The organism is Curvibacter sp. GW821-FHT09D12, assembly GCF_059416245.1.
Genome location: NZ_JBWKOU010000032.1, coordinates 20,793 through 38,306 on the forward strand (window position 1 = coordinate 20,793; position 17,514 = coordinate 38,306).

Here is a 17,514-nt window from a genome sequence, read left to right on the forward strand (position 1 = left end):
TTCGGTGCCTGGCGCCATACCGGCAGTCAGGCGAGATTGTGCGCTCAGTTTGGGGGCTTGGCCGTGGCTGCATTCTCCTGCAGCCTGCCGCATGGCCTCGGTTTCGGCGAAAATCGACTTTTCCTGCTTGAGCGCGGGAGGTCGAACGGTGCCGCGCGGTACGGAATCAAAATGCAACATTCACATCCTGTAGGTTCATCTGGCGAAGCGGCGGATCCCGGAAGAATCAACCCCCAAACTCAGCTTGCACGTGGTGAAAACGTGCTCGCTTCCCTGCCGGTTGACCTGGACGAGCGTCTTTGTTTTGCAAACGGGCTGCTGGTGGTCACCGAGCAGCGCCTGCTCAGTTGGGCGCCGGGCGCCGGGCAGTGGCAGTCCTGGCCCTTGCAAGAGGGCCTGATGCTGCGCCACAGCGACCACGCCGGCGTGGGCCAACTGGAGCTGCTGGGCCCGGGGGCGCGGCTGGCCAGCTGGCGCTTCACGATGGCGCTGGACGTGCACGCGATGCGCGTGATCAAGGTGTTCGAGCAACGGCTGGCCGTGCTGGCCGGGGCCGCCCCGGAAGAGGCCGAGGAGACTGCCGCCTGCCCATCGTGCGGGGCCCCCTTGCCCGCCGACAGCGACGAATGCCCGGCCTGTTCGCGCGAAGCGAGTGCCACCACCTCCACCTGGGTGCTGCTGCGCCTGTGGCGGTTTGCCCGGCCTTACCGCAAGCAACTGTTCACCGGTTTTGCGCTGACGTTGGCCTCCACGGCGGCCACCCTGATCCCGCCTTACCTGACCATCCCGCTGATGGACGACATCCTGATCCCGTTCCAGAACGGCAAGCAGATCGACCCCATGCTGGTGCTGCTGTACCTGAGCGGGCTGTTGTTGTCGGCGCTGGCGGCCTGGGGCCTGAGTTGGGCACGCACTTACATATTGGCGCTGGTGTCCGAGCGCATCGGGGCCGACCTGCGCACCACCACTTATGAGCATTTGCTGCGCTTGTCGCTCGATTATTTTGGCGGCAAGCGCACGGGCGACCTGATGAACCGCATCGGGTCAGAAACCGACCGGATCAACGTCTTCCTGTCCTTGCACGCCCTGGATTTCGTCACCGATGTGCTGATGATCGCCATGACCGCGGTGATTCTGTTCTCGATCAACCCCTGGCTGGCCTTGGTCACCCTGGTGCCGTTGCCCTTCATCGCCTGGCTGATCCACACCGTGCGGGATCGCCTGCGAACCGGCTTCGAGAAAATCGACCGGGTTTGGTCGCAGGTCACCAACGTGCTGGCCGATACCATTCCGGGCATCCGGGTGGTGAAGGCCTTTGCCCAGGAGCAGCGCGAGGCCGACCGCTTCAAGCAAGCCAATCGCCATAACCTGGAGGTCAACGACAAGCTCAACCGAACCTGGTCGCTGTTCTCGCCCACGGTGTCGTTGCTGACCGAGATCGGCCTGCTGGTGGTGTGGGGCTGTGGCATCTGGCTGGTGTCCAGGAGCCAGATCACGGTGGGCGTGCTGACCGCCTTCATTGCCTACATCGGGCGCTTCTACACCCGGCTCGATTCGATGAGCCGCATCGTGTCGGTGACGCAAAAGGCCGCCGCGGGTGCCAAGCGCATTTTTGACATCCTGGATCACATCTCGAACGTGCCCGAACCCAGCCAGCCGGCGCCCCTGCCGCGGGTCTTGGGCCGCATTGAAATGAGTGGCATCGGCTTCCGTTATGGCACGCGCACGGTGATCCGTGGCGTGGATCTGGACATCCAGCCCGGCGAAATGATCGGTCTGGTGGGGCACAGCGGCTCAGGCAAAAGCACCTTGGTCAACCTGATCTGCCGCTTTTACGACGTGACCGATGGGGCGATCAAGCTCGACGGAACCGACGTGCGCCGTTTCAAGGTGTCGGATTACCGCAGCAACATCGGCCTGGTGCTGCAAGAGCCCTTTTTGTTCTTTGGCACGATTGCCGAGAACATCGCCTACGGCAAACCGGGTGCCACCCGCGAAGAGATCGTGGCGGCCGCACGGGCCGCGCACGCACACGACTTCATCCTGCGCCTGCCCCAGGGCTATGACTCGCTGGTGGGTGAGCGCGGCCAGGGGCTGTCGGGGGGCGAACGCCAGCGCATCTCGATTGCACGCGCCTTGCTGATCGATCCACGCATCCTCATCCTGGACGAGGCCACCTCGGCGGTGGACACCGAAACCGAGAAGGAAATCCAGCGCGCCCTCGACAACCTGGTGCAGGGGCGCACCACCATCGCCATCGCCCACCGGCTTTCCACCCTGCGCAAGGCCGACAGGCTGGTGGTGATGGACCGCGGCCAGGTGGTCGAAGTGGGCCCGCACGACGAGCTGATGGCCAAGCAAGGCGCCTACTGGCGTCTGTACGAGGCCCAGGCCCGGCGTGTGGACGGCTCGGACGACGATGGCGCCACCCTGACCCCCAGCGCCCATTCGGCCCACCCGGCCGGCCAACCCTGAGCTGCCTCCATGACCCCCCAAGCTGATTTCAAGTTGAGCCGCCACCCGCTGGGCCGGCTGGTGCTGACCGATGCCGAAGGCCTCGATCACCTGGGCGTGACCCCCGTGCGCGCCTTTCCGATTGCGGCACCCGATGAAGGGTTGTCGCTGGTGGGCCCCGAGGGCCATGAACTGGCCTGGGTGCCTCGCCTGTCGGCCCTGGCGCCCGAGTTGCGCCAGCTGATCGAGGAAGAGCTGGCCAGTCGCGAGTTCAGCCCTGAACTTCGCAAGCTGCTGGCCGTGTCCTCTTTTTCCACCCCCTGTACCTGGACGGTGGAGACCGATCGCGGGCGCACCGATTTTGTGCTCAAGACCGAAGACGACATCCGCCGTCTGGACCGTGGGCGCCTGCTCATCACCGGCAGCCAGGGCATCGTCTATCAGATCCGTGACCTTCAAGCCCTCGACCGGGGATCGCGCCGGCTGCTGGAGCGCTTTCTCTGAGTCGGACTCTTTCAACCTCCATCCATTCGATTGCCATGCACAAATCCGCACTGGTTCTTTTCTCAGGGGGGCAAGACTCGACCACTTGTCTGGCCCACGCCCTGTCGCGCTATGAGCGGGTTGAAACAGTGGCTTTTGATTACCGCCAACGCCACAGCGTTGAGCTGGACGCGCGCCTGGCGGTGCTGGGGGCCCTGCGCCAGCAGTACCCTGCCTGGGCCGCCAAGCTGGGGGAGGACCACCTGCTCGACCTGGCGGTGTTGGGTCAGGTCAGTGAGACCTCACTGACGCGCGACATGGCTTTCAAGATGGAGCAGGGGGGCTTGCCCAACACCTTTGTGCCCGGGCGCAACCTGCTGTTTCTGACCTTGGCCGCCGCGCTGGCCTACCGGCGTGGTCTGGAGGTCATCGTGACCGGGGTGTGCGAAACGGATTACTCCGGTTACCCCGACTGCCGGGATGACACCATGAAGGCCATGCAACTGGCCTTGTCGCTGGGCATGGACCGGCGCCTGTTGATCGAAACCCCTCTGATGTGGATCGACAAGGCCGACACCTGGGCTTTGGCCGAGCAACTGGGGGGGCAGGCCCTGGTCGACTTGATTGTGGAACATTCCCACACCTGCTACCTGGGCGACCGTGAGCACCGCCATGCCTGGGGTTGGGGTTGCGGTAGTTGTCCGGCATGCGAACTTCGTGCACGTGGTTACGAGCGTTACCGCGCTGCTTTGGTCGGCTGATCAAGGTTTTTCGGAGCGGCACTCAAAAAAACTGAAAATTTTTTGAAACGGGCCTCAACTTTTCCTGCGCAATGCCGTTACACCGTACGAGGACGCCTAAAAACCTTTCCCGTCATGATGTAAACAAACTGTATCCGCCGGAACTGCCATGCAACTCCCTCCTGTTGACCGATCGATGAACTGGGCCTATTCAGGCGCCGGCCAGTCGTTGGCAGGCGCGGACAAGGCCGTCAGTACCAAGCCGGCGGCCACGACCGTGACGAATGCGCCCACCGAGTCGACCATCGTGACCGTCTCGGGGCAGAAAGCGGCAAGCCCCGATAAACCTTCTGCTTCCAACGATCAGCCCAACAAGGATTGGACGGCCGTCAAGAAAAAGGCCACGACCGAGGAGCCCAAGACCCCGCCACCAGAGCCCATCTCCAAGAAGTTGATCGACTTCCTGAATTCGATGTGGAAGGCCAGTGGCTCGGTGGTCGAATTGGCGGCCGAACAAGCCAGTGCAGAGGCGAATCGGCTTGAAAAGGAAAAGCAGAAGCAGGGTCTATCGACCAATCTGCTGGTCTACACCGACCCCAAGGTCAAGCGCAGCGGCGGTTTGTGAGCACACCGCTCGCACGGCCATTGCGACGCATATAGACGACCAACTGCACTTTTTGTAGAATGGAAGGCTTCGCAGCGTTTTAGGCCCCGCGGCGAAGTTCGTTGGAGGCTTGCGGCAGGCTGTTTTTTCAGCTTGGCAGCCAAGCCCCCGACACCCCCCACCTAAGAGGTTTCCAGCAGAGAAACACCGACCGTGGAAAAGGGCCTTTTGTAGCCAGCCCGCGATTTCGCAACGGCTGGCAACCAACTCGAAAGCAATACATGTCTACGTTCAGCGCTAAGCCCGCAGACGTGAAGCACGAGTGGTTTGTGATTGACGCCACCGACAAGGTGCTCGGCCGGGTAGCCAGCGAAGTTGCCCTCCGTCTGCGCGGCAAACACAAAGCCATTTACACGCCTCACGTCGATACTGGCGATTTCATCGTCATCATCAACGCCGCCAAATTGAAGGTCACCGGCACCAAGTCCCTGGACAAGGTGTACTACCGTCACTCCGGCTTCCCCGGTGGCATCACTGCTACCAACTTCCGCGACCTGCAAGCCAAGCATCCTGGCCGTGCACTCGAGAAGGCCGTCAAGGGCATGCTGCCCAAGGGTCCTCTGGGTTACGCCATGATCAAGAAGCTCAAGGTGTACGGTGGTGCTGAGCACCCCCACACCGCGCAGCAACCCAAAGTGCTGGAACTGTAAGGAGCCGAGATGATTGGTGAATGGAACAATGGCACCGGCCGTCGCAAATCCAGCGTCGCCCGTGTGTTTCTGAAAAAAGGCACCGGCAAGATCACGATCAACGGTAAGGACATCCAGGCCTACTTCGGCCGCGAGACCTCCATCATGATCGCGAAGCAGCCGCTGGTTCTGACCAGCCATGTCGAAACCTTCGACATCCAGGTCAATGTGCACGGTGGTGGTGAATCCGGTCAAGCCGGTGCAACCCGTCACGGCATCACCCGCGCTTTGATCGATTACGACGCGACGCTGAAGCCCGCACTGAGCCAAGCCGGCTTCGTGACCCGCGACGCTCGTGAAGTCGAACGTAAGAAGGTCGGTCTGCACTCTGCTCGCCGCGCCAAGCAGTTCAGCAAGCGTTAATCCGCTTTCTTCTCTGCAAAAAGCCGCAACAAGTTCTGCTTGTTGCGGCTTTTTTGTTTTACGCTCGCGGTTTTTCCAGTTTCAAGCCTGCTCATGCGTCTTCGCCTGCTTCGCCGCCGCCTCACCATCAGCACGCCCCGCATGGCGGTGCGCAGTGCCATGCCCTGGCCTTTGCGCTGGGTGCTGCTGGCCCTGGTGTTCGGCTTTTGCGCGGCCGTGGCGCTGTGGGCGTTCGAGACCGGCAAGAACATCGCCGGGCTGGACCGCCACTCGCGCGAAGAACTGGCGGCCTTGCGTCAGCAGGTGGCCCAGATGCAGGATGAGCGGGACAAGGCGCAATCCATTGCCAACACCTCGGGCAGCTTGCTGACGGCCGAACGTGCCACCCAGGAGCGCCTGTTGGCGCAGATCCACCAATTGGAGCTCGACAACCGCAGCCTGCGCGACGACCTGGGCTTTTTTGAAAAGCTGATCCCGGCCAACAGCGTCGAGGACGTGGCGATTCGCGGTCTGCAGGCCGAAATCGTGGCCAGCCAGCAGTTGCGCTGGCAGGTGCTGGTGATCCAGCCCGTCAAGAGCGGCCCCGAGTTCAAGGGCCGGCTGGAACTGGTGTTGACAGGCACGCTGGCCGGCAAGCCCTGGGAGCAGCCCTTGCCGCAAGGCCCGGTGCCCTTGCAATTCAGGCAATATCGGCGACTCGAGGGCCTGGTGGATCTGCCGCCGCAGGTGTCGGTCAAGCAGGTCACGGCACGCATTTTTGATGGCAGCAGTTCGCGTGCCGTCCAGACACTCAAGCTCTGAGTTTTTCCCCATCCGGCACACTTCCTGAAAGGACGGCCCATGTTCGCGAAAAAGAAGCAACCGCCCATCAAAAGCCTGATCGCGCAAGGCAGCCGCATCGACGGCAACATCACGTTTGCCGAGGGCCTGCGGGTTGATGGTGACGTGGTGGGCGACATTCGGGTCGATGAGTCGCAACCCAGCCTGCTGGTGATCTCTGAAACGGCCACCGTGATGGGCGCGGTGTACGCCGATCACCTGATCATCAACGGGCGCATCAAGGGGCCTGTGCATGCCCGCGAGTTGCTGGAACTGCAGCCCCATGCCCGCATTGAGGGGGATGTGTATTACAAGGCACTTGAGATGCACCAGGGTGCGGTGATCGCCGGCATGCTGTGCCCGGCGGCTCCGATCGAAGAAAAACCCCTGTTGACACTAGCGGCAAATAGCCGTTGATCTGAATTCCCGAGCGAATTCTTGTACTATTCGCCCAAACCCGTTTCCGGAGAACCCCATGAGTGCTGTTGTCGAGTCGCTGCCGACCGAAATGCCCGCCCCCATTCTTTTCACAGACAGCGCTGCCGCCAAGGTGGCCGATCTGATCGCTGAAGAGGGCAACCCCGACCTGAAGCTGCGCGTGTTCGTGCAGGGCGGCGGCTGCTCGGGCTTTCAGTATGGTTTCACCTTTGATGAAATCACCAACGAAGACGACACCACCATGACCAAAAATGGTGTTTCGCTGCTGATCGACGCCATGAGCTACCAGTACCTGCTGGGGGCCGAAATCGACTACAAAGAAGACCTGCAAGGCGCCCAGTTCGTGATCAAAAACCCGAACGCCACCACCACTTGCGGCTGCGGCTCCAGCTTCTCAGTTTGATGGCGCGCCTGCCGCCCTCCTGGAGAACCGCCCTTGAGGCGGTTTTTTCTTGTCCAGCTAACCTTCAATCATTCAAAGCATGACGGTCGTCGATCCCGAAAGTCGTTCCCAGCAACGCCTGCTGTGGCTAGTGGCCCTGGGCTTTTTCATGCAGACGCTGGACGCCACCATCGTCAACACGGCCCTGCCGGCCATGGCGCAAAGCCTGCACGAAAGCCCGCTGCGCATGCAGTCGGTGATCGTGGCGTACTCGCTGGCCATGGCCATGTTGATCCCTGCCTCCGGCTGGGTGGCCGACCGCTTCGGAACCCGGCGGGTCTACGTGGCGGCGATCACCCTGTTTGCCCTGGGCTCCCTGCTGTGCGCGCTGTCGACGTCCCTGCCACTGCTGGTGGCCTCACGGGTGGTGCAGGGCCTGGGCGGTGCCCTGCTGTTGCCGGTGGGGCGACTGGCTGTGCTGCGCACCTTTCCGAAGGAGCGCTTTCTGCAGGCCATGAGCTTCATCGCCATCCCGGGCCTGATCGGACCCCTGATCGGACCCACCCTCGGGGGCTGGCTGGTGGAGGTGGCCTCCTGGCATTGGATCTTTCTGATCAACCTGCCGGTCGGGGTGATTGGCGCGGTGGCGGCTTATTTCTTCATGCGCAGCGGTCCTGCAGTCACCGTGGCCCGGTTCGACTGGTCGGGCTACCTGTGGCTGGCCACGGGCATGGTGACCCTGTCGCTGGCGCTGGATGGGCTGTCGGGCCTGGGCCTGGGGCAGGCCGGGGTGTTGGTGCTGCTGGTGTTCGGGCTGGCCAGCCTGGTGGCATATTGGCTGCACGCCATGCGAAGCCCGGCGCCCCTGTTTTCGCCCCAGCTGTTCAGCGTGGCGTCGCTGGCGATTGGTTTGCTGGGCAACCTGTTTTCGCGCCTGGGCAGTTCGTGCATGCCTTTTCTGGTGCCCCTGCTGCTCCAGGTCAGCCTCGGCTACTCGCCTTTCGAGGCCGGTCTGATGATGCTGCCGGTGGCCATGGCCGGCATGGCCGTCAAACGCATCACCACCCCCCTGATCACCCGGCTGGGCTACCGCAAGGTGCTGGTGGGCAACACGGCACTGGTAGGTCTGGCCATGATGAGTTTTGCCCTGATCAGTCCGGGCCAGCCCCTGGGCTTGCGACTGCTGCAACTGGCTGTGTTTGGTGCGGTCAATTCAATCCAGTTCACGGCCATGAACACCCTCACGCTGAAAGACCTGGAGGGCTCCCAGGCCAGCAGCGGCAACAGCTTGTTGTCGATGGTGCAGATGCTGGCCATGGGCATGGGGGTGGCCGTGGCGGGCGCCGTGCTGGCGGGCTTTGCGGCCTTGCTGGGCCCTGGCGGCAATGCAAGTGCGGCGCACCTGGACACCCTGTCCTCGTTTCACGCTACTTTTGTCACCATGGGCTTCATCACCTTGGCGTCCGCCGCCATCTTCTGGCAATTGCCTTCGGGTCTGGAGCCAGGGCTGGTGCGGGGCGATGCCTCTGCGGCCGGTCCGCACGAACCCTGAGCAGCAGGGGGGGCAGCGGGCCTGGGACTCTGCGCCGGAATTCAGCGCAGGGGTTTGGCACAGGGGCTTGGCGCCGGCGTGTAGGCCCGGATTCAGGCCGGATAAAGCGCGCCCAGAATGCGCGGCCCCTGGGCACCGGTCACGCTGGGCAGGTTGCCGGGCTGGCGCTGCAGGGCCTGGCGTGCCAGCCAGGCGAAGGCGACAGCCTCGACCTGCAGCGGAGGCAGGCCGGCCAGACCGCTGGATTCGACATTCACCTCGGGCAGGTGATGTTGCAGGCGACTGATCAAATGCCCATTCAGTGCCCCGCCGCCACACACCAGCAGGCGACGGCTGTCCGGTGCGTGCATTTGCACAGCCTGGGCGCAGGAGAGGGCGGTGAACTCCGTGAGAGTGGCCTGCACCTGGGTGGCACTCAGGTGCGGGTGGGCTTTCAGGTGAAGCTCCAGCCAGGCCGGGTTGAACAGATCACGCCCGGTGCTTTTGGGGGGCGCTTGCTGCAGAAAGGGCTCTTGCATCAGGTCGGCCAGCAAGCCTGCATGGATCTGGCCTTGAGCGGCCCATTGGCCATCCCGGTCGAAGGGCTGGCCGGTGTGCTGCAGGCACCAATGGTCCATCAAGGCATTGCCGGGCCCGCTGTCAAAGCCGAGCACGGGCGCCGCAAGCTGGCTTTGCGGCGGGATCACGGTCAGATTGGCAATGCCGCCAATGTTCAGCACCGCCTGGGTCTGGTCAGGCTGTCCGAACACCCGCGCGTGAAACGCGGGCACCAGCGGCGCACCTTGCCCGCCGGCCACCACATCGCGGGTGCGAAAGTCGGCCACCACATCAATGCCGGTGTGCTCGGCCAACAGGGCCGGGTTGTTGAGTTGCAAGGTGTAGCCGGTGCCGTCGTACTGGCCGGGCTGGTGTCGCACGGTCTGCCCGTGGGCGCCAATGGCCGCCACATGCCAGGTCGGCAGCACAGCCTCGGCCAGCAGGCGCGACACCACCACCACATAGGTGCGGGCGAGGGCATTGGCCGCGATGGCCGCACGATGCAGCTCGTCGGGGCCGGGGCTGTTGAGTTCCAGCAGCGATCGCTTGAGTTCGGCCGTGAAGGGCAGGGCCACATGCGCCAGGACCTGGGGCTGATCGCCCTCAAAACGGCACAGAACGCCATCCACCCCATCGAGTGAGGTGCCGGACATCAGTCCGATGTAGTGGTCTGCCTTGCCTTGCATGGGCCGATGATAGCGGGCTGTGCGCTTCGCTCAGCGTGGCGCCTGCACTCCCGCCGTCAATCGGCGCTGGCCTGTTGCACCGACGCCGCAGCCGAGAGCTGGATGCGCATGGCGGAAGCCAGGCGGTTGAAGGCGGGGCGGGCTGCCGGGGAGACCGGAACCGCTTGGGCCTGGTGGGCGATGGTCATCGGGTCTTGGTGCACGCCATTGACGCGGAATTCAAAATGCAGGTGCGGCCCGGTCGCCCAGCCGGTGGCGCCCACGGCCCCCACGGTCTGGCCCTGGCTCACGGTCTGGCCCCGGGTCACGCCGATGCGGCTCAGGTGGGCATACACCGTCATCTGGTTGTTGCGGTGCTTCAGCATCACCACATTGCCGTAGCCGTTCTGTACCCCTGCAAAATCGACCACACCATCACCCACGGCACGCACGGCGGTGCCGGTGGGGGCCGCGTAATCGGTGCCCAGATGGGCGCGCCAGGTTTGCAGAATGGGGTGGAAGCGCATCTTGAAGCCGCTGGTCACGCGCGAGAACTCGACGGGCGAGGTCAGGAAGGCGCGGCGCATGCTGTTGCCGTCCAGCGTGTAGTAACTGCCCTTTTGACCGGGTTCCTGGAACCACATGGCCTGGTAGGCCTTGCCATCGTTGATGAACTCGGCGCTCAGCACACGGCCAGCGCGCAGGGGTTCGCCGTCGGCCTCCAGGGTTTCGTACACGACCGAGAAGCGGTCGCCCTTGCGCAGGCTGCGGTGAAAATCGACGTCGCCTGAGAAAATTTCGGCCAGTTGCGTGGCCACCGTGTCGGGGATACCGGCCTCATCAGTGGCCGCAAAAAGCGAGCTGCGGATGGTGCCGCCGGCCAACTTGCTGCTGGCGCTCAGTGGGGCTGTTTCGATGTGCGAGCTGTAGCTGCCGCGCGCGGTCTTTTCAAATACCAGGCGTTGAAAGGTGTTGCTGTCGTCAGGCGTCCAGCGTGCGACCAGGCGCACCAAGTGGTGGTCTTCGCTGGCTTCGGCCGTCACCTGGCGACCATTGCGACCGAGCAGGCTGATGCGCACCAGCGCATCATTGCGCAAAAAGGCGGCAGCCACCGGGTCGCTGATGCCCAGGCGTTGCAGCAGGGTGTCCACGCTGTCGGTGGGGCGCACCATGTCGGAGCGAAACAGGTTGAACCGGTGGATGTCCAGTGCCTCAGCCTGCTCGGTCACCGAGATCGGCTGGACGGTTTCGGTGATCTGGCGCACTGGCAGGTCGGCCGCGTCGGGGGCCATGGAGGCCACGGCGAAGGCGCCTCCGCCACCGCCCAGCAAGAGGGCGGCCACCAAGGTGGTGATGCGTTTGGGGTGATGTTCGACCTGGTGGGCCAGTCGTGTCAGCAAAAGCTCGCCGGCGGCGAAGAAACCGTTTTTCAAGAATCTATCCCCAGGATCGTTCCGCCTCTTTTCAAGGCAGTGGGTCGGGCACGATGGGATGCTATTCCTGACGATTCCCGACGGTGGCAGGTGTTCGGCCTGTGCCTGAACCTGTTCGCAAAAAGCGGGCCAATTAAAATCCACTTTTGCGAGCCGAACGAGTATAGCTGCCCGCCCCGCCCCGACATCTGAAAAAACCCTTATGAATCAAGCTGCTGCTGTTACAAATCACCCCGTCACCGACCGTGTGCGGGAGGCGCTGGCCGTGACCCTGCGGGGCTGCGACGAACTCATCCCACAAGACGCCTGGGTGCAAAAACTGGCCCGTTCCGCGGCCACCGGCGTGCCTTTGCGCATCAAACTGGGGCTGGACCCGACTGCGCCTGACATCCACATCGGCCACACCGTGGTGCTCAACAAAATGCGCCAGCTGCAGGACCTGGGGCACACCGTCATCTTTTTGATCGGTGATTTCACCAGCATGATCGGTGACCCGTCGGGCCGCAACAGCACCCGCCCGCCCCTCACAGCGGAACAGATCAAGGTCAATGCCGAGACCTATTACAAGCAGGCCAGCCTGGTGCTCGACCCGGCCAAGACCGAGATCCGCTACAACAGCGAATGGAGCGATCCCCTGGGCGCGCGGGGCATGATCCAGTTGGCGGCCAAGTACACCGTGGCCCGCATGATGGAGCGCGACGACTTTCACAAGCGCTTCACCACCAACCAGTCGATCAGCGTGCACGAGTTCCTGTACCCCCTGATGCAGGGCTACGACTCGGTGGCCCTGAAAAGCGACCTCGAACTGGGCGGAACCGACCAGAAATTCAACCTGCTGATGGGCCGTCACCTGCAGCAGGAGTACGGGCAAGAGCCCCAGTGCATCCTGACCATGCCCTTGCTCGAAGGCCTGGACGGCGTGGACAAGATGTCCAAGAGCAAGAACAACTACATCGGCATCAGCGAAGACCCGAACACCATGTTTGCCAAGGTGCTGTCGATCTCCGACACCCTGATGTGGCGCTGGTACACCCTGTTGTCGTTCAAGAGCGAAGCCGAGATTGCCGCCCTCAAGGCCGAAGTGGAGGGGGGTCGCAACCCCAAGGACGCCAAGGTGGCCCTGGCCAAGGAGATCACGGCACGCTTCCACAGCGCGGCTGCTGCCGACGCGGCCGAGCAGGACTTCAACAACCGCAGCAAGGGCGGTGTGCCCGATGAGATCCCGGAAGTCAGCCTGTCGGGCGCCCCCATGGGCATCGGTGCCCTGCTCAAGGCGGCGGGCCTGGCCCCCTCGGGCAGCGAGGCCAACCGCCTGATCGATGGCGGTGGGGTGCGTGTGGATTCCAGCGTGGTCAGCGACAAGGGCCTGAAGCTGGCCGGCGGCACCTACGTGGTGCAGGTGGGCAAGCGCAAGTTCGCCCGGGTGACGCTGAGCTGAGCGCAGGCCTGAAGGGCCGTCGTGCGGCGGCCTTGCGGTGGTGGCCGTGCGGCCGCCGGGCTCAGCCCAGGTCGTCGCACAGATCGGTGTCCGGCACTTCTCCCACGGTGTGGCGGGTGCGTGAGGCCTCGTCCACCAGCCAGTCGCTGAAGGCCTTGACCTCGGGGCGGTGGGCCGTGCGCGGGCCCACCAGCAGCCAATACACCAGTGGGGAATCGAGGCGGAAGCCCGGCAACACCTCGACCAGATCGCCCGAGGCCAGGCTGTCGGCAATCAAGGGCATGCGTGCCAGGGCCACACCCTGGCCGGTCAGGGCAGCCTGCACGATCTGGTGGGCGTAGTTGAAATACAGCCAGCGCTTGGGCTCGACATTGCTCAGGCCCTGGGTCTCGAACCAGCGCCGCCAGGACAGCCACTCCATGTGCTGGGTGCGATGGGCGTCACCCGCCTCGATCAGCGTGAACTTGGCCACGTCAGCGGGTTTGCGGATGGGCTGTCCGCTTTTCAGCAACCAGGGGCTGGCCACCACGGCCAGTTGTTCGCCAAACAGGCGTTGTGCCCCGCGCACGGAAGCCCCGGGCAGGCTGTAGCGCAAGGCCAGGTCGATGTCGGCCGTTTCCAGGTCGACCGCGGTGTCGGTGGCGTCGATGCGGATGTCGATGTCGGGGTGGCTGCGCTGAAAGGCCTCCAGCCGCGGGATCAGCCACATCGACGCGAAAGAGGCCCAGGTGGTGATGGCCACGCTCTTGCGTCCTGCACTCTGGCGGATCTGGCGCACCGTGCTGTCCAGTCGCTCCAGCGTGGGCAGCAGGGTGCGCAGCAACTGCGAGCCGGCACTGGTCAGCTCCACCGCCCGGGTGTGGCGCAGGAACAGGGGCACGCCGATCTCATCTTCCAGCGACTGGATCTGGCGGCTGACGGCCGACTGCGTCAGCGCCAGCTCTTCGGAGGCGGCGCGGAAGTTCAGGTGTCGGGCCACGGCTTCGAAGGCGCGCAGGTGGCCCACGGCCACGGGGCGGGTGCGCAGATGGGTGATGGAAGGGCTGGCTTTGCTCATGCGGCAGGCATCGTCTCATTCATGCGAAAGAGGTATCAATCGCGGGTGTGCAATTCATTGGACCATCTGCATTCTGCCGCCGATCATGAAGGCTCCTCAACGGTTTTTTCTCACTCAAGGAGTTCATCATGCTGTCCCGCCCTGTTCTGGAATCGCAACAATCCGCCGCCTTTGCACCGGCTGGCCGCGCGTTCCCCGGCGGTTGGAACATCTTGCCCGGGCGCGCACTGACCCTGTGCCCGCGCGAGCGCAGCGTGATCGAAATGAACCAGGGCCGCCTGTGGCTTACCTTCACTGGGCCGCACCGCGGCCACGCCAACGACCTGGGCGACCGCTTTCTGATGCCGGGCGACTGGCTGGTGATTGAACCCGGCCAGACCGTGGTGCTGGAGGCCTTTGTGTTGGCGCAGGAGTTGACCCAGGCGGCGCCGGTCGACGTGGTCTTCCGCTGGGACCGTGCACTGCCTCTGGTGGCGCAGGCTCCAGGCCGTTTGCAGGCGGCCAGCGCCTTGCCCACCGACCTCGCCTTGCCCCTGGCCGACCTGAGCCGGGGCTTGTGGCAGGGTTGGCAGGCCGGTGGCGCCGTGGTGGGGGCGCTGGGGCGCCTGGCCGTGGGCAGCGCACGCTGGAGCTGGCTGTTGCTGCAGGGCGGCCGGCAACGGCACCCGGCCTGAGAACGTCAACACGTTCTGAGACCGCGGGCCTCAAGGCTGCTGCGACAAGGCCTGCACATCGCCGGCCCAGCCACGCAGGCGTTTGGCCGCCTTGTCGCGTTGTTCGGGCGTGGCCTGGCGCTGCAATTGCGCGTAGATCTGGCAGCCCTCTTCGATCGAATGCTCCTGCTGCAGGCGGTGGGCTGGCACCGGCGGGCTCAAGGCCCGGGCCAGCCAGCCCAGCCAGGCCTGTTCGGCCTGGGCTTGGCTGGCGCCGCTGCTGCGCAGGCGGCGCAGGGTGTCCAGCATGTCCTGATGGCGCCGCTGCTGCTCGGCCAGGCGAATGCGCGGGTCAAACGGCGACGCTTGCAAGGCCTCGCGCAGGCTTTGGCGCTGCGGCAGGCTCAGCCGCCCGTACAGCGCCTCGGCCCGGTCTGTGTACTGCTCGACGCGCTTGTCCAGCAACTCGCCGGGCGACAGGTCGACCCACTCGCTGCGCAGCTTGGCCTCGTTCTTGGCGAATTTCTTGGCCATGTGCTCCAGTTGGGCCGGGCTCAGGCTCAAGGCCTGGCGGGCGATCATGGGGGCGCTTTGTTCAGCCAGGGCCTGCAGGCGCTCGCGCGCCGGGGGCAGCAGGCTGCACAACTGGGTGGCGTCGGGCTCGGTGCCGGTCAGGCGTTCCAGGTTTTGCAGCAGTTCGCGGTAGCGCGGCAGCTCCCGCGAGCGGTGCCAGGCCTGCAGATCGGCCAGGTCCTGTTTCAGGCGCAGCGACTGTTCACCATTGAAATCCCCGTACGCATCGGCCCACCAGTACGTCACCTCGGGCAGGGCGTTGTAGCTCAGCTTCACGGCGCTGCAGGCACTCAGCCACAAAACCGCCATGAGCAGCGTTGCCAGCGAGATAATCCGGCGCAATGACAGGATGGCCGGCGTTGTTGTGACCGGGCCGCCAAAAGCAAGAGGACGTTTCATGTCGGGATTTGGATCTGCGCTGGATGTGGTGGTGATGGCTGCGGGCAAGGGCACGCGAATGAAGAGCAGTTTGCCCAAAGTGTTGCACCGTGTCGCGGGCAAGGCCATGGTGCGCCATGTTCTTGACACTGTCGAGTCGCTGTCGCCCCGCCGCGTGGTGTTGATCACCGGGCACGGCGCCGAAGCCGTCGAGGCCCACCTGGCCGGGCACCCGCTGCGCCAGGGTGGCCAGTTGCAGTTTGCCCGCCAGATGCCCCAACTGGGCACCGGCCATGCGGTGCAACAGGCCGTGCCCTTGCTGCCCGACGATGGTGTGGTGCTGATCCTCAATGGTGATGTGCCCCTGATCGCCGCCGACACGGTGCAGGCCCTGGTGCAGTCCTGCGACGGCCAGCACCTGGCCCTGCTCACCGTGGTGCTGGACGATCCCACCGGCTATGGGCGCATCCTGCGCGAGGGGGATGCCGTGCGCGGCATCGTCGAGCACAAAGACGCCAGCGAAGCCCAGCGCGCCATTGCCGAGACCTACACCGGCATCATGGCCGTGCCGGCGGCCCGTCTGAAGGCCTGGCTGGGTCGCCTGCGCAATGACAACAGCCAGCACGAGTACTACCTGACCGACATCGTGGCCATGGCCGTGGCCGACGGCGTGGGCGTGCTGGGCCTGCCCACCACCGACGAGGTGCAGGTGGCCGGCGTGAACAGCCCCCAGCAACTGGCCGCCCTGGAGCGCGCCTGCCAGGCCCGTCGCGCCGACGCCCTGATGGCCGAGGGCGTGCGCCTGGCCGACCCGGCCCGCCTGGATGTGCGCGGCACCTTGCAATGCGGCAGCGACGTCGAGATCGACGTCAACTGCGTGTTTGAAGGCCAGGTGGTGCTCGGCGATGGCGTGCGCATCGGCGCCAACTGCGTGATCGCCAATGCCCGGATTGCCGCGGGCGCAGTGATCCACCCCTTCACCCACATCGAAGGCGAGAAGGCCGGGGTTCAGGTGGGCCCTGGTTCGCTGATCGGGCCGTTTGCCCGCCTGCGTCCTGGCGCCGTGCTGGGGGCCGAGGTGCACATCGGCAATTTTGTCGAGGTCAAGAACTCCACCCTCGCCGCGGGCGCCAAGGCCAACCACCTGGCCTACCTGGGCGACGCCACCGTGGGTGAGCGCGTCAACTATGGTGCCGGCAGCATCACCGCCAACTACGACGGCGCCAACAAGCACCGCACCGTGATCGAGGCCGACGTGCACGTGGGCAGCAACTGCGTGCTGGTGGCGCCCATCACCCTGGGCGCTGGTGGCACGGTGGGTGGCGGCTCCACCCTCACCAAAGACACCCCGGCCGGCGCCCTGAGCGTGAGCCGGGCCCGCCAGGTCAGCATTGCCAACTGGCAACGCCCCGCCAAGGGTGGCCAGTGATGGGGGCGGCAAGCGACACGGATCGTGATGGGGATCTGGGGGCCGAACTGGCCCGGCTGCGCGCCGAGCTGGCCGAGCAACGCGAACAGCAGCAGGCCTTCTTGCGCGCCATCTCACACGACCTGCGTTCCCCGGTGCGGCACATCGTGTCGTATGGCCAACTGGTGCGTGAACTGGTGCAGGACAGCAATGCCGACCCTTCGGCGGTGCAGTACCTCGACACCATCACCCAGTCGGCGCGCCACCTGGGTCAGATGATCGATGGACTGATCGCGCTGGCCCGCATCGGCGCGGCCGAACTCCATGTCCAGCCTGTGCCGCTGGCCGATGTGCTCAGCGAGGTCGTGAGCCAGGCCAAGGCCGCCTGTGGCGAGCGCGCCGTGCAATGGCAGTGGCCCGAGGCCCAGGACCTGCCCCGGGTGCAGGCCGACCTGGCCCAGTTGCGCGACCTGCTGCGCCTGCTGTTGGACAACGCCGTCAAGTTCACCCGCCGTCAGCCCGAGGCCCGCATCGCCATTGATGTGCAGAGCCAGGGCCCGCAGGTTCAACTCACCTTGCAAGACAACGGCGCCGGCTTTCGGCCTGAGCACGCCGACCAGTTGTTTGGCGTGTTCCAGCGCCTGCACACCGTGCGCGACTTCGAGGGCCTGGGCCTGGGGCTGGCCATGGCGCGCCGCATGGTGGACCGCCTGGGCGGCGAGTTGGCCCTGCAGGGCCAGCACGGCCAGGGCTGCACCGTGACCTTGCGCTTGCCGGCAGCCTGAGCT

The 17,514-nt window shown here is 64.8% G+C and carries 18 protein-coding genes; 14 read left to right on the forward strand and 4 right to left on the reverse strand.

The features are described 5' to 3' along the window. The first annotated feature begins 171 nt into the window (after window positions 1-171). The 10 genes from AC07PT_RS28025 to mdtD all read left to right on the forward strand — a co-directional run bounded on the left by AC07PT_RS28025 (window position 172) and on the right by mdtD (window position 8,584). On the forward strand, window positions 172-2,475 hold the full coding sequence (locus tag AC07PT_RS28025; protein WP_492348905.1) for a cyanophycin metabolism-associated ABC transporter: 2,304 nt from the start codon (window positions 172-174) through the stop codon (window positions 2,473-2,475). Between the two features lie 9 nt (window positions 2,476-2,484). Further along, complete coding sequence (locus AC07PT_RS28030; RefSeq protein WP_492348906.1) at window positions 2,485-2,958, forward strand: cyanophycin metabolism-associated DUF1854 family protein; 474 nt, start codon at window positions 2,485-2,487, stop codon at window positions 2,956-2,958. A 35-nt stretch (window positions 2,959-2,993) separates the two neighbouring features. Beyond that, window positions 2,994-3,698 (forward strand): 7-cyano-7-deazaguanine synthase QueC, encoded by a 705-nt coding sequence (gene queC / locus AC07PT_RS28035; protein WP_492348907.1) that lies wholly within the window; start codon window positions 2,994-2,996, stop codon window positions 3,696-3,698. Window positions 3,699-3,846: 148 nt separating this feature from the next. Next, window positions 3,847-4,302, forward strand: a complete 456-nt coding sequence (locus AC07PT_RS28040; RefSeq protein ID WP_492348908.1) for a hypothetical protein — start codon at window positions 3,847-3,849, stop codon at window positions 4,300-4,302. A 260-nt stretch (window positions 4,303-4,562) separates the two neighbouring features. Next, on the forward strand, window positions 4,563-4,991 hold the full coding sequence (rplM, locus tag AC07PT_RS28045; protein WP_019575878.1) for a 50S ribosomal protein L13: 429 nt from the start codon (window positions 4,563-4,565) through the stop codon (window positions 4,989-4,991). Between the two features lie 9 nt (window positions 4,992-5,000). Then, complete coding sequence (rpsI, locus tag AC07PT_RS28050) at window positions 5,001-5,393, forward strand: 30S ribosomal protein S9 (protein WP_492348909.1); 393 nt, start codon at window positions 5,001-5,003, stop codon at window positions 5,391-5,393. 93 nt (window positions 5,394-5,486) lie between these two features. Continuing rightward, a complete protein-coding gene (locus AC07PT_RS28055; protein WP_492348910.1) occupies window positions 5,487-6,194 on the forward strand; it encodes a DUF6776 family protein in 708 nt (235 codons plus the stop codon). A 39-nt stretch (window positions 6,195-6,233) separates the two neighbouring features. Continuing rightward, window positions 6,234-6,629 carry a bactofilin family protein gene (locus tag AC07PT_RS28060; protein WP_492348911.1) on the forward strand — a complete coding sequence of 132 codons (396 nt, stop codon included), beginning with the start codon at window positions 6,234-6,236 and terminating at the stop codon, window positions 6,627-6,629. 58 nt (window positions 6,630-6,687) lie between these two features. Continuing rightward, window positions 6,688-7,053, forward strand: coding sequence for an iron-sulfur cluster insertion protein ErpA (gene erpA / locus AC07PT_RS28065; RefSeq protein ID WP_027476533.1), 366 nt, complete (start codon window positions 6,688-6,690; stop codon window positions 7,051-7,053). 79 nt (window positions 7,054-7,132) lie between these two features. Beyond that, window positions 7,133-8,584 (forward strand): multidrug transporter subunit MdtD, encoded by a 1,452-nt coding sequence (gene mdtD / locus AC07PT_RS28070; protein ID WP_492348912.1) that lies wholly within the window; start codon window positions 7,133-7,135, stop codon window positions 8,582-8,584. 92 nt (window positions 8,585-8,676) lie between these two features. Here mdtD and AC07PT_RS28075 read toward each other — a convergent pair whose 3' ends face one another. Beyond that, complete coding sequence (locus AC07PT_RS28075; protein WP_492348913.1) at window positions 8,677-9,807, reverse strand: anhydro-N-acetylmuramic acid kinase; 1,131 nt, start codon at window positions 9,805-9,807, stop codon at window positions 8,677-8,679. 56 nt (window positions 9,808-9,863) lie between these two features. Continuing rightward, the gene (locus AC07PT_RS28080) at window positions 9,864-11,219 is read right to left on the reverse strand and encodes a peptidoglycan DD-metalloendopeptidase family protein (RefSeq protein ID WP_494658872.1); all 1,356 of its coding nucleotides are present in this window, start codon (window positions 11,217-11,219) and stop codon (window positions 9,864-9,866) included. 202 nt (window positions 11,220-11,421) lie between these two features. Between AC07PT_RS28080 and tyrS the strand changes: the two genes are divergently transcribed. Next, window positions 11,422-12,657, forward strand: a complete 1,236-nt coding sequence (gene tyrS / locus AC07PT_RS28085; protein ID WP_494658873.1) for a tyrosine--tRNA ligase — start codon at window positions 11,422-11,424, stop codon at window positions 12,655-12,657. A 61-nt stretch (window positions 12,658-12,718) separates the two neighbouring features. On the opposite strand, the gene AC07PT_RS28090 is transcribed toward tyrS, so the two are convergent. Continuing rightward, on the reverse strand, window positions 12,719-13,714 hold the full coding sequence (locus tag AC07PT_RS28090; RefSeq protein ID WP_494658874.1) for a LysR substrate-binding domain-containing protein: 996 nt from the start codon (window positions 13,712-13,714) through the stop codon (window positions 12,719-12,721). Between the two features lie 128 nt (window positions 13,715-13,842). Here AC07PT_RS28090 and AC07PT_RS28095 point away from each other — a divergent pair, with 128 nt between their 5' ends. Further along, a complete protein-coding gene (locus AC07PT_RS28095) occupies window positions 13,843-14,388 on the forward strand; it encodes a DUF2917 domain-containing protein (protein WP_494658875.1) in 546 nt (181 codons plus the stop codon). A gap of 30 nt (window positions 14,389-14,418) precedes the next feature. Here AC07PT_RS28095 and AC07PT_RS28100 read toward each other — a convergent pair whose 3' ends face one another. Further along, complete coding sequence (locus AC07PT_RS28100) at window positions 14,419-15,339, reverse strand: DUF6279 family lipoprotein (RefSeq protein ID WP_494658876.1); 921 nt, start codon at window positions 15,337-15,339, stop codon at window positions 14,419-14,421. Between AC07PT_RS28100 and glmU the strand changes: the two genes are divergently transcribed. After that, window positions 15,338-16,747 carry a bifunctional UDP-N-acetylglucosamine diphosphorylase/glucosamine-1-phosphate N-acetyltransferase GlmU gene (gene glmU / locus AC07PT_RS28105; RefSeq protein WP_494658877.1) on the forward strand — a complete coding sequence of 470 codons (1,410 nt, stop codon included), beginning with the start codon at window positions 15,338-15,340 and terminating at the stop codon, window positions 16,745-16,747. The genes AC07PT_RS28100 and glmU overlap by 2 nt on opposite strands. Further along, window positions 16,747-17,511: a sensor histidine kinase gene (locus AC07PT_RS28110; RefSeq protein ID WP_492348920.1), complete on the forward strand. Its 765-nt coding sequence runs from the start codon at window positions 16,747-16,749 to the stop codon at window positions 17,509-17,511. Before glmU ends, AC07PT_RS28110 begins: the two co-directional genes overlap by 1 nt. The last annotated feature ends 3 nt before the right edge of the window (window positions 17,512-17,514 follow it).

What these genes read in the sequence shown, in the direction of transcription:
- queC (WP_492348907.1), top strand. Translation starts at nt 2,994, where the DNA reads ATGCACAAATCCGCACTGGTTCTTTTCTCAGGGGGGCAAGACTCGACC.
- AC07PT_RS28025 (WP_492348905.1), top strand. Translation starts at nt 172, where the DNA reads ATGCAACATTCACATCCTGTAGGTTCATCTGGCGAAGCGGCGGATCCC.
- mdtD (WP_492348912.1), top strand. Translation starts at nt 7,133, where the DNA reads ATGACGGTCGTCGATCCCGAAAGTCGTTCCCAGCAACGCCTGCTGTGG.
- AC07PT_RS28060 (WP_492348911.1), top strand. Translation starts at nt 6,234, where the DNA reads ATGTTCGCGAAAAAGAAGCAACCGCCCATCAAAAGCCTGATCGCGCAA.
- rpsI (WP_492348909.1), top strand. Translation starts at nt 5,001, where the DNA reads ATGATTGGTGAATGGAACAATGGCACCGGCCGTCGCAAATCCAGCGTC.
- AC07PT_RS28095 (WP_494658875.1), top strand. Translation starts at nt 13,843, where the DNA reads ATGCTGTCCCGCCCTGTTCTGGAATCGCAACAATCCGCCGCCTTTGCA.
- AC07PT_RS28110 (WP_492348920.1), top strand. Translation starts at nt 16,747, where the DNA reads ATGGGGGCGGCAAGCGACACGGATCGTGATGGGGATCTGGGGGCCGAA.
- AC07PT_RS28100 (WP_494658876.1), bottom strand. Translation starts at nt 15,339, where the DNA reads ATGAAACGTCCTCTTGCTTTTGGCGGCCCGGTCACAACAACGCCGGCC.
- AC07PT_RS28090 (WP_494658874.1), bottom strand. Translation starts at nt 13,714, where the DNA reads ATGAGCAAAGCCAGCCCTTCCATCACCCATCTGCGCACCCGCCCCGTG.
- rplM (WP_019575878.1), top strand. Translation starts at nt 4,563, where the DNA reads ATGTCTACGTTCAGCGCTAAGCCCGCAGACGTGAAGCACGAGTGGTTT.
- AC07PT_RS28055 (WP_492348910.1), top strand. Translation starts at nt 5,487, where the DNA reads ATGCGTCTTCGCCTGCTTCGCCGCCGCCTCACCATCAGCACGCCCCGC.
- AC07PT_RS28040 (WP_492348908.1), top strand. Translation starts at nt 3,847, where the DNA reads ATGCAACTCCCTCCTGTTGACCGATCGATGAACTGGGCCTATTCAGGC.
- erpA (WP_027476533.1), top strand. Translation starts at nt 6,688, where the DNA reads ATGAGTGCTGTTGTCGAGTCGCTGCCGACCGAAATGCCCGCCCCCATT.
- glmU (WP_494658877.1), top strand. Translation starts at nt 15,338, where the DNA reads ATGTCGGGATTTGGATCTGCGCTGGATGTGGTGGTGATGGCTGCGGGC.
- AC07PT_RS28075 (WP_492348913.1), bottom strand. Translation starts at nt 9,807, where the DNA reads ATGCAAGGCAAGGCAGACCACTACATCGGACTGATGTCCGGCACCTCA.
- AC07PT_RS28030 (WP_492348906.1), top strand. Translation starts at nt 2,485, where the DNA reads ATGACCCCCCAAGCTGATTTCAAGTTGAGCCGCCACCCGCTGGGCCGG.
- tyrS (WP_494658873.1), top strand. Translation starts at nt 11,422, where the DNA reads ATGAATCAAGCTGCTGCTGTTACAAATCACCCCGTCACCGACCGTGTG.